The organism is Chryseobacterium sp. JUb7 (assembly GCF_024806495.1).
Lineage (GTDB): Bacteria > Bacteroidota > Bacteroidia > Flavobacteriales > Weeksellaceae > Chryseobacterium.
The window spans coordinates 13,600-26,066 of the sequence record NZ_JANUFF010000018.1 but is presented as its reverse complement, the minus strand read 5'-3'; the positions used below and the strand labels follow the sequence as shown (position 1 = coordinate 26,066).

Sequence of the window (12,467 nt, the reverse complement as noted above, 5' to 3'; positions counted from 1 at the left end):
TTTAAAATGAACATTTTCAAACGATTATTACATATAGGAAAGGCAGAACTTCACTCTGCAATCGAAGATTTTGAAGACCCTATCAAACTGACAGAACAGGGAATCAGAGAAATGAAAGAACAGCTTGCCGAAAAAATCGAAGCATTGGCTCAATTAAAAGCATTGTCGATTCGCAAGAAAAATGAAGCAGAAACTGAAGAATTAACAGCAAAAGAATACTACAAAAAGGCAGTCCTTTTGGTTCAGAAAGCAGAAAAAGGAGAAGTTGATACCGCAGAAGCGGACAGACTAGCTAAAGAAGCTTTAAAAAAACAAGCTGCGGCAGAGGAAAATGTAAATGTTCTAAAAGCCGAATCCGAAAAAATTCACGGAGAATGCGACAAAATGCAGGGAAATATCGATTATCTGAAATCCAGCATTTCTAAATGGGAAACCGAACTGAAAACTTTAAAAGCCAGAGTTCAGGTGAGTGAAGCAACGAGAGACATCAATCAGAAAATGACACAGATTGACACAGACGGAACGGTAAGTATGCTGGAAAAGCTGAAAGAAAGAGTTATTCAGCAGGAAGCCGAGGCAGAGGCTTATCTCGAGATTTCAAAAACAGGAAAATCTGTCGATGAAGAAATTGATGCTTTATTGAAAAATGAAGATACAGAAGCAGGAGATGCTTTACAGAAATTAAAAGAATCATTAAAAAAAGGGTAAAAAATGACCTTTCAGGAATTTTTAAATATTGCTTTTTCTCCGGTAAATACGGTTTTGAGTGTGCTTTTAGCGCTATCGGTAATTTACTGGGTATTTACAATGCTTACAGGATTGGATATCGATGTCGGAATAGATTCTGATGTAGATGCGGATTTGGACATAGACGCTCCGGACGGACATGTTCATATCTCAAACGATCCTTCAGCTTGGGCACATTTTCTGAAATTTCTGAATCTGGATATTGTTCCGATGACGTATTTCCTTACGCTTGTTCTTTTGCTGACGTGGCTGGGTTCTATTTATCTCAATGTTTTTCTTCCGTTGCCGAATTGGGCAGAAGCATTGATGGTAGTTCCGTTGCTGATTGGCAGTTTAATTTTAACTAAAATTATTTTAAAACCATTAAATCCTTTCTTTAAAGAAATTAATCATAAAGGAGAAAGATCTCACGATTTTTTGGGGAGAGAAGGCAGATTGAAATCAAGCATCGAAGGAAATAAAATCGGGATGATGGAAGTTTTCATCGGGAGCGATCCCATGACACTGATGGTAAAAAGCAAGGATGGAAAAAAACTGGAACACGGAATGCGAGTGATGATTGTAGATGAAGAACCGAACAGAAAATTTTACGTCGTAGATACTGGTTTTAATTTTTAAAACTAAAAACCATGTTCACTCTCTTTATCATTATCCTCGACCATATTTTATCATTTTTCACTTAGAGACTGTTTAGACTTGATTAATTATTAAAAACATTATTCATTTTTTGACGCAGAGATTTTATTTAAAGACTTACTTATTTAAGTGAGCAAAGAAGAATCAACAAGTTAATTTGATGAAGCTGTATTTTCAAGCTTCGCAAAGCCAATTTTATTTGCTTTTGCTTTCTAAAAATAATGGGTAAAGTTGAAGTAAAACTTTGCATTAAAAAAATTAACAGAATTATAAAATTTTAATTTAAACAAGCTCTTAAAAAAACACATTTTTAACATATAAACTATTAAACTTATGAATATACCTTTAATTGTTGGAATTATTGTAATCGTAATCGCTACTGTCGGACTCATCTTTTGGGTGTTGTCAATGTACAAAAAGACGGTTCAGGGAATTGTGATTCTCAGGACAGGTTACGGAGGAACGAAAGTATTTTTCAATGCAGGAATTGTAATCCCGATCATCCATCGTATGGAATCTATGGATATTTCTGTAAAAAAATTGGAAATATCAAGAGAAGGAAAAGCAGGATTGATCTGTAAAGACAATATGAGAGCCGACATTCAGGTGGCTTTTTTCATCAGAGTCAATAAATCGGTGGATGATATTATTAATGTTGGACAAACCATCGGATGCCAAAGAGCTTCAGATACCAATACTTTAAGAGAACTTTTTGAAGCTAAATTTTCAGAAGCCTTAAAAACAGTCGGTAAAAAATTCGATTTCACAGAATTATATGAAGCAAGAAGCGAGTTTCGTCAGGAAATTTTAGATATCATCGGAACTGACTTAAACGGCTACGTTCTGGACGACTGTGCGATCGATTACCTTGAACAGACTTCCATCGATAAATTAGACAAAGACAATATCTTAGATTCAGAGGGTATTAAAAAAATCACAGAATTAACGGCTAATCAAAATATTAAAGCAAATCAGGTTCGCAGAGATGAGGAAAAAACCATCACTAAACAGAATGTTGAAGCCCGTGAAGCGATTCTTGAACTGGAAAAACAATTAGCCGAAAAAGAAGAATCCCAAAAAAGAGAAGTTGCCAATATCAAAGCCCGTGAAAATGCTGAAATTCTAAAAGTTGAAGAAGAAGAGCGTTTAAAATATGAAACGGTAAGAATCGCCACAGAAGAAAAATTACAGATTGCAGAAGAAAATAAACTTCGTCAGGTCGTTATTGCTGCAAAAAATAAAGAGCGTGCAGATCTTGTTGAAACTGAAAGAGTTTTGAAAGACAAAGCATTGGAAGCAACAGAAAGAGAAAGAATCGTCTCATTGGCACAAATTGAAAAAGAAAAAGCCATTGAATTAGAAAAGAAAACCATTCAGGATGCGATCCGCGAAAGATTGACAATGGAAAAAACCGTTGTGGAAGAACAGCAGGGAATCAAGGATTTAGAAGCATTCAAAACCGCAGAAAGAAACAAGCAGGTAGAAATCACAATGGCGACTCAGGAAGCCGAGAAAAAATTAATCGAAGAAACAAAAGCTGCAGAATCGCGTAAACTGGCAGCAGAAAAAGATGCTCAGAAATACGTAATTGAAGCTCAAGCTAAGAGAGATGCTGCAGAGAAAGAAGCAGAAGCTCGTAAAATCATCGCCGATGCCAAAGCTAAAGAAGAAGCAACAGTTGGCTTATCTGAAGCTCAGGTAATGCAGGCAAAAGCTGATGTTGCAGAAAGACAAGGTATTGTAGAAGCGATCGTTATCGAGAAAAAAGCAGAGGCCATCAGAAAAGAAGGAATTGCTCAGGCGGAAGTGATTAAAGAAAAGGCATTGGCTGAAGCAGCAGGTATCACCGAAAAAGCTGAAGCAATGAAGAAATTGAACGAAGCAGGAAAAGATCACGAAGAATTCCGTTTGACATTGGCGAAAGAAAAAGAAGTGGAACTGGCTCAAATTTCTATTCAGAAAGATATTGCAGAAGCACAATCGTTAGTTTTAGCGGAAGCATTCAAATCTGCAAATATCGATATCGTTGGTGGAGACAACACGTTCTTCGACAATGTAGTTCGTCAGGTTTCTGCAGGAAAAGGACTGGATAAATTCATCAGCCACAGTGAAAATGCACAGTTGCTAAAGGAAAATTTACTGAGCGGTGACGAAAATATCATCAGCAAAGTGATGGGAATGGTGAATAAATACAACATTTCATCCGAAGATATCAAAAACATGAGCATCGCTTCATTGATATTTAAATTAAACGGTGTTGCAGACCAGAACGAAAAAGGAATTCTGGGTAAAGCACTCGATATGGCAAAACATTTAGGAGTTGAAAACAAACCGTTGAAATAATCAGTTTTCTGAACCATTGAACTCAACATAAACATCAGTAAAACTCTCATTGTTTTAGCGACTTTTCGTGAAAACTTTGGGAGTTTTTTTAACAAAATATGAACTTGCTTAAACTAAATTTTTGTTGAAAAAACGCAAAGGCTCAAAGATTTTTAAACCTTAAAAACGTTTTTAAGCCACAAGAAAATCAAAGATTTTCGAAGTAAGACGATATTAATTTTATCGAAGATAAAATCCTTGTGTCTTAATGATTGAAATATTATTAAAAAACTTTGCGCCTTTGCGATTACCAACCTAAAAAAACAGGTTTATAAACTATTTAAACCAAAATTATGTCAGAAAAACTTAATTCCGGTATATACGAAATTATTCAGAACCGTCTGAATGAGCAGAAAAATATCCTTGTCGAAAAACTTTACAAGCTTAATGACAGCCGTAAAAGTATTTTCGGCGGTATCGATTTTTCTCTGATTGCCAATGAAAGAATTTCTACCGACCACAATTGTGTAGCAAAAGATATTTTTTCGTTCAATGACCTTCTGATTTTCGGCTCCAATGCTCATTTGGGAATGCAGAGTGAAGTGAATATCACCGATGTATTTTCCATTCATAAAATTAATAATAACCGTTTTGAACCACAGGATTACTCCTTAATCAATGATGAAATTTTCGTTGATGAGTTCAAAAATCTTTATAAATATTACAGAAATACCTTTTTTGCCCGTTTTTATTTCACAGAAAACTATTTGTATATGGTTTTCCAGCTTTCTGAAAGTACCTCGGATATCAAAGCATTTAAATGGCTGATTAAGGAAAATCAGTTGGTATATGTAGATTCCAGAAGTGCTTCCGAAGTCTCCTACCCTCCTCAACATGGCTTTACATGGACGAAAGCAACCAGAGATATGCAACGAAACGGAAAATATCCGCACGTTTCTTTGGCCGATAAAGTTTTCGTTGAATCCATCGGAGGAGATATTACCATTAAAATCGAAGACAACACCGATACAGGAAAAGGTATTTATTCTGAGGACGTTACACATAAAGACCAAAATCTCGATGATGCAGAAATTCACTTCTGTGATTTGGGAAATTTGGTTTTATTTAAAATCCGACCATATCAGGAAACGGAGCGCTATTTCATTTACAATCATAAAGAAAAAACGGTTTCCAGAGTTGATGCTTTGAAACATGCTGGCGTTTTACTTCCAGAAAGTCAAGGCGTTTTATTTTCAAATGGTTACGCATTACAAACGGGAGGTTTAAAGGTAATTTCACAAGACCAGAACCGTCTTCATTACCTAAAAACTGTAACCGAGCCCAATGGTGAAAATTTCCTGTATATTTTCTACGATGATAAAACCAATAATTATCAGCTAATTTCTTATAATATCATCACTCAAACCATCGAAACACCGATTCGATGCAGTGGTTTTACGATTTTAAATGACGGAAGATTAATTTATCTCCGAGAAAGCACAGAAACGACCAAACATCATCTTGCCCAGATTTGGCAGTCGCCTTATTCAAAAGAGCTGAAAGCAAATCCTGAAAAGTCTGATAATTTAATCTACAAAATCGGCAACAAGGATATTGTAAGAGTAATGGCGGAAAGTCAGGAACTGATTACTTTATTAAACAAAAAAGACTCATACAGCGGACTTTACGATGATATTGTAAAACTTTCAACAACGATTATGGATGCGTATTACTTTTTGGGAGAAGAGGAAGTACAGCATCTCGATCAACCTTTAAAAGAAATCAGGAAAATTGCCCATTCTGCTATCAATGAATATGAAAAGGTTGTTGAGCAGAAAAAGAATACCGCAGAAGCCATTGAAAAAATCAAAGAATCTTGCAAGAAAATTCTTGATGATACAAAGAGGATCCATTATTCTGAACTGACAGAATATATCGATATGCTCTCCCAAATTCGTGCTTTACGAGGCGAAATTACAAGCGCGAGAGAACTGAAATATGCAGATTTAACCATATTAGATTCTTTAGAAAAATCTTTGGCAATACGTTCAGAAGAGCTTTCAAATGCTTGTGTAAGCTTTTTGCTTCAGGAAAATTCGTTACAGCCTTATCAGGAAAGAGCCGAAAATATTACGGACCAAATTGTCAATCTTCAAAAAGCAATTGATTCTAAAACGATTGAAGAAGAAATCAACAATTTATCCGGTCAGTTGGAACTTTTGGTTGATATTGTTAATAATCTTAAAATTGAAGACACGTCTCAATCAACACAGATTATTGAAAATATTTCGTTGATTTTTGCCAGATTGAATCAGGAAAGACTTGAACTTTCAAAACGAAAAAGAGAAATTTCAGGGAAAGAATTGTCTGCAGATTTTCAGGCTCAGATGACGTTGTTTGACCAATCGGTTATCAATTTCTTAGAACTTTCTCAGACTCCGGAAAAATGTGATGAATATCTTACCAAACTTTCTATTCAGTTGGAAGATATGGAAACAAAATTCGTTGATTTTGAAGAATTTATTCAGAAAATAGAAGAAAAAAGAGAGGAAGTTTACGGTCATTTTCAAAATAAAAGAGTTCAACTTACTGAATCCAGAAATAAGCGTACTCAAAATTTATCCGATTCTGCACGAAGAATTTTAAAATCTGTTCAGACAAAAGCCGAAACTTTCGACAGCGAAAATGAAATTAATGGTTATTTCGCGACCGATTTGATGGTGGAAAAAGTGAGAGACATGGCCCGACAGCTCATGGAAATGGAAGATTCTGCAAAAGCGGAAGAAATCCAGACCTTACTGAAAACATCTCAACAGGAATCTGTAAGAAAGCTGAAAGATAAAAAGGAAATTTATGTAGACGGCGACAAGGTGATTGCTTTAGGTGATTATAAATTTGCAGTGAATCAACAGAAACTCGACCTTACGATGGTTCTGAAAAACGCACAGTATTATTATCATTTAACAGGAACAAGTTTTTACGAACCTTTAAATTTTGAAACTCTTTCCGATTATAAAGACGTTTGGAATCAGGAATATATCTCTGAAAATCAAAAGGTAAAACGTTTTGAATATCTAGCTTGGAATATTTTTTCGACCCATCAAAATATTCTTACAGAAGAACAAAATAGAACTATTATTCAGCAATTTTTGACTGAGCATTTTGGAGAAGGCCTGGTAAAAGGTATTCACGATGAGGATGCTTTAATTATTATCACTAAGCTTCAGCAGATGCATAATGAATTGGGATTGATGCAGTTTACTCCACAAGAGCGCTCTGTTGCCCATCTTTTCTGGAGTTTTTTAAATAATGAGAGAAAAGAATATTATACAAAACAGTTTGAAGTTGCTGCTTTAATTTCACAATCTTTTACGACAGAAAAAGGTTTTAAATATTTAACTCAAGAATTATCTTCGGAAATTAAAGCTTTTGCTGAAATTGGTAATTTTTTCACTGAAATCAATTATGAAAACGCTGCTATTTACCTGAAAAGAGAAAACAGAGAAAATTTTATTATTTCTGAAAAGGCAGGAAATTTATATCAAGCTTTCCTTGAGGATCTTAAGCAAAAAGGGAAAGATTTAGAGTTTATAGATCAGTTGGAAGCGTTATATCAATACCCTTCCGCATGTTACTCTATTGCTGAAAGTGCGCTTCAGGCATTTATTTTTAGTAAAAATTTAAATATTGAAGAAAACATCAGACAGGAAGTTGCTGTTTTTTTGGTCACTCAGAATTTTAACGAAAAAAATATTCAGCAGATTGCTTATGAAGCGGTTTTAAAAGGATTAAAATCATTAGAAAAAGACACAGAATACACACTTAATTATTATGAATTTGCTTCTCGCCTTGGTTATTTCAACGACGTCACTGTTTTGAAATACAAACAATTGCAAGAATTAAAATCCACATGGATTACTGATAAGAAGAAATCTTTAAAAATAGACACCTTCAAATCTCAGGTTTTGAGCTCATTTGTAAGAAATAAGTTGATTAGTGATGTTTATTTCCCTCTTATCGGGGCCAATCTTGCCAAACAATTGGGAACTGTAGGAAATGACAAAAGAACCGACAGAATGGGAATGCTGCTTCTGATTTCGCCGCCAGGTTATGGTAAAACGACCTTGATGGAATATATGGCGGACAGAATGGGCTTGGTTTTCATGAAAATCAACGGACCTTCGATTGGGCATGATATTGTTTCGACCGACCCGAGTGAAGCAAAAAACGCAGGCGCAAGACAGGAACTCGAAAAACTGAATCTTGCTTTGGAAATGGGCGACAACGTGATGCTTTATCTTGATGATATTCAACACTGTAATCCTGAGTTTTTGCAAAAATTCATTTCTCTTGCCGACGGGCAGAGAAAAATTGAAGGAATTTACAATGGTGAAAGCAAAACGTATGATTTGAGGTCTAAACGTTTTTGTCTCGTGATGGCAGGAAATCCTTACACCGAAAATGGCGAGAAATTCAAAATTCCGGATATGTTGGCCAACCGTTCTGATACCTATAATTTGGGTGAAATTTCGGGAAATAAAACAGAATTATTTGATTTAAGTTTAATTGAAAATGCGTTGACTTCAAATGATTATCTGACCCGACTGACCCAGCCCGGAATGGAAAACCTGTACCGATTATATGATGCAGTTTTAACGGACAATCCGAATATTGATTTGCTTGGTAATTTCAGTTCAAACGAAATTGCAGATTTCAAAAAGGTGTTAGAAAATACTATGAAGGTTCGTGATATTGTACTGAAAGTAAACAGTCAGTATATCGCTTCTGCCGCAATGTCAGATGAATACCGAAACGAACCGCCATTCAAACTTCAGGGCTCTTACCGAAATATGAATAAACTGATTACCCAGATTCAGCCTATTTTAAAAGGTGAAGAAGTTATTCAAATTGTTTTGAATCATTATCAGAATGAATCTCAAACGTTGACGACCGGCGCAGAATCTAACATGCTAAAGCTAAAAGAATTAATGAATATTATGAATTCCGAAGAAGAGGTACGTTGGGAAGAAATCAAAAAGACTTTTGTGAAAAACAAGATGCTCAAAGGTCTTGGTGAAAGTGATAGAATGGCACAGGTAATTGCGCTTCTTTCGCAGTTCAGTGAAGGGTTGGAAGGCATTAAGGAAGTTTTGAAAAATTCATAAGTTCTTCAATTGAATATGATTTTTTATTCTATTGATTTCAATAATTATTAATTGGAGTCTTCGACAGGCTCAGACTGACAAATCTAATACTAACTGTATTTATCACACATTTTATTTGTTGCGATGTCAGGTTGAGCTTGTCGAAACCTTATTATTTTTTTTAACCATACACTTTCTCATTTTTACGTAAATTGGCAGATTAATTAATCATTTTCCTGCCGAACTCATGAAGCTGCCCAAAGAATATATTTTACCGGATACCCATATCACTACCCTTTCGATATACGATCTTTTAAAACATACTCAGAATGCAGGATTTATCGAGAACAAAGATTTTCGGGACATCTACCCTCTTGCTTTGGAGTGCAATGCAGGCGTTTTCACCAAGTCTATTTCCACAATTGATTATCCGAATGTTTCCGTGAGTCAGGTTGGTTCTTCATTGATTACGGCTTGTTCCTGTGACAACGAAAGTCAAAAACTTTGTGAACATCAGGCTGAAATTATTCATGCCATTATTGAGCAGAAAAATTTCCGGATCTTTTTTGATTATCATTTGAGACAACGAACATTAATTTCTACGGCAAAAGGTTTCGGACTGGAAAATGAACCTCATCTTGATGCTTATTTCCAATTGGAATACAAAGACGGAAAACTGGATATTCAGCCTAAAATCAAAGAGCTTGTAAAAATTGATGAACAGCTTTTCAGGCAAGAACTTCTTCCGCAACGACCATCGATATTGGAAGAATTGGCAACAAAAGACACAGACAGAAAGAAAATCTTGGTGATCGGAAGACATCGTTTTTACAATCAACTCAATTTTTCGTTGATGGAAGCAGATGTTACCCAAACCGGAAAAATAAAAAACCCGATTACAACTGTCGATCCCATGCAACTGATCTGGAATACAGAGCAACCTTCGGGAATCAAATTTTATACAGCGATTGTTACTTTTCAGACCAAATTCAGTGAAGAAAAAAGTCCTGCAGAAATACAGGCTTTACAACTGATCGCGCAGAATCCTTTGGAACTGGCGGTTTATTATCATGATCATAATATTTCAGAAACAATTTCATCAAAATCTTTGGTTTCTGTACAACTCAATATTTTAAAAGCTGAAATACAACTCACCGTTTTCAAGAAAGATCCTTTTTACGAAATTACGGGAGAATTGCAGTTTAATGATGCTTCAATTCCATTTAAAAATGTGGTGATAAGAAACGAACAGTTTGTTTATCATCAAAACACGCTTCATCTTATCGATAATCCCGATTTGCTTCGTGTGATCCGTTTTTTTAAATCAAATAATGAAATTCTCATTGTTCATAAATCGAAATATGATGAATTTTTAAACACCGTTTTATCTTCATTGGAGCAATATGTTCATATCAATTACAGCTATATCCGAAAGGCAACTCCGGTAGAATCGGCGGAGAAAAGCTTTCATACAGAGCGGATTATTTATCTTCAGCAAAAGGGAAATTACATTTCTTTGACTCCGGTGATGAAATATGGAGCGATAGAAGTTGCCGTTTATTCCCGAAAACAATTGTTTGACACCGACCAAAATGGAAATGAGTTTAAAGTAGAACGAAATATTGAAGCTGAAAATCAATTGACAGCCGTTGTGATGCAGCAACATGATGATTTTAAAGAACAACTCGGAGGATACCAGTATTTCTATCTTCACAAAGATAAATTCCTGGATAATAATTGGTTTCTGGAAGCCTTTGAAATGTGGCGAAATGAAGGCATTACAATTCTTGGATTTAATGAATTAAAAAATACGAAACTGAATCCTCACCGGGCAAAAATTAACATCGTGGTAACAAGCGGTGTAGATTGGTTTAATGCAAAATTGAGCGTACGTTTCGGAAAAAAAGAAGCACCTTTAAAACAACTTCACAGAGCCATCCGAAATAAGGCAAAATTCGTACAATTGGACGACGGATCTCAAGGTATTTTACCTGATGAATGGATCGAAAAAATCACCCGATATTTTCAGGTTGGAGATATTGATGAAGAATTATTAAAAATTCCAAAAATTAATTTTACGGAAGTCTCAAATCTTTTTGAAAAGGAAATTTTAAGCGATGAAATTCATCATGAACTCAACAATTACGCCCAACAGTTTTCAGATGTTAAAAATATTCCTGAAATTCCTGTTCCTGTAGAATTAAAAGCTCAACTTCGGGATTATCAAAAGGAAGGATTGAATTGGTTGGCGTTTCTCGATACATTTAATTTCGGTGGATGTCTTGCCGATGATATGGGATTGGGAAAAACAGTTCAAATTATTGCTTTTATCCTGTACCAAAGGGAAAAATACGGTCACACAACTAATCTGATTATTGTTCCGACTTCCTTATTATTCAACTGGCAGCAGGAAATTGAAAAATTTGCTCCTTCCATCAAAGTATTGCTTCATTACGGCGCTGATCGAAAGAAAAGCATCGATAAAATGCATCAATATGAAGTCGTGTTGATAAGCTATGGAATGCTGCTTTCGGATATTCAGTTCTTAAAAAAGTTTAATTTTAATTATATTTTTCTTGATGAATCTCAGACCATTAAAAATCCAAATTCTGAAAAATATAAAGCCGCGAGATTATTACCATCGAGAAATAGAATCGTTCTGACCGGAACGCCCGTTGAGAACAATACTTTTGATCTTTACGGACAACTTTCCTTTGCTTGCCCCGGATTATTGGGAAGCAAGCAGTTTTTTAAAGACACTTACGCCATTCCTATTGATAAATTTGAATATACAAAACGTGCCGTTGAGCTTCAGCAAAAAATAAAGCCTTTCATTCTCAGAAGAACCAAAAAGCAGGTGGCAAAAGAACTTCCCGAAAAAACGGAGATGGTTATTTACTGCGAAATGAATTCGGAACAGCGCGCCATCTACGACACTTACGAGAAAGAATTGCGCGATTATATCTCAGGAACTACGGACGATGAGATGCTTAAAAACAAAATTCATGTATTGGCCGGCTTAACGAAACTCCGACAGATTTGTAATTCTCCGGTGCTATTAAAAGAAGGTCATTCGAATGAACATGCCGTGAAAATAGAAATTCTCACGGAACAGATTGAAAATAAATCGAAAGAGCATAAGATTCTGGTGTTTTCGCAATTTGTGGGGATGCTCGATCTTATTAAAGATGAACTGATCAAGAAAAATATTCCTTTTGAATATCTTACGGGACAGACCAAAGACCGCGGTACAATAGTGAATAATTTCCAGACTGATGAAAATATCCGTGTCTTTCTTATAAGCTTAAAAGCTGGTGGTACAGGACTTAATCTTACCGAAGCAGATTATGTTTTTCTTGTTGATCCGTGGTGGAATCCTGCCTCCGAAAACCAAGCGATTGACCGAAGTTACAGAATCGGGCAAACCAAAAACGTAATTGCAGTCCGTTTAATATGTTCTGACACCATTGAAGAAAAAATCATGAATCTTCAAAAGAAAAAAAGCAAGCTTGTCGAAAATCTGATAAAAACCGATACTTCTAGTTGGCAAGGCTTTACAAAAAGTGATTTGCTGGAAATTTTAGAATAGAAAATGTTTAAATTTTCTATGCCTCTATT

Annotated in this window: 5 protein-coding genes; all 5 read left to right on the top strand. The window is 35.4% G+C overall.

The window, feature by feature from the left end:
- Positions 1–6 precede the first annotated feature (6 nt).
- Positions 7–708: a PspA/IM30 family protein gene (locus M2373_RS21360; protein WP_259113355.1), complete on the top strand. Its 702-nt coding sequence runs from the start codon at positions 7–9 to the stop codon at positions 706–708.
- Positions 709–711: 3 nt separating this feature from the next.
- Positions 712–1,365, top strand: a complete 654-nt coding sequence (locus M2373_RS21355) for a hypothetical protein (protein ID WP_259113354.1) — start codon at positions 712–714, stop codon at positions 1,363–1,365.
- Positions 1,366–1,716: 351 nt separating this feature from the next.
- The gene (locus M2373_RS21350; protein WP_259113352.1) at positions 1,717–3,726 is read left to right on the top strand and encodes a flotillin family protein; all 2,010 of its coding nucleotides are present in this window, start codon (positions 1,717–1,719) and stop codon (positions 3,724–3,726) included.
- A gap of 332 nt (positions 3,727–4,058) precedes the next feature.
- Positions 4,059–8,870, top strand: coding sequence for a DNA repair ATPase (locus M2373_RS21345; RefSeq protein ID WP_259113351.1), 4,812 nt, complete (start codon positions 4,059–4,061; stop codon positions 8,868–8,870).
- Positions 8,871–9,096: 226 nt separating this feature from the next.
- On the top strand, positions 9,097–12,438 hold the full coding sequence (locus M2373_RS21340) for a DEAD/DEAH box helicase (protein WP_259113349.1): 3,342 nt from the start codon (positions 9,097–9,099) through the stop codon (positions 12,436–12,438).
- Positions 12,439–12,467 lie beyond the last annotated feature (29 nt).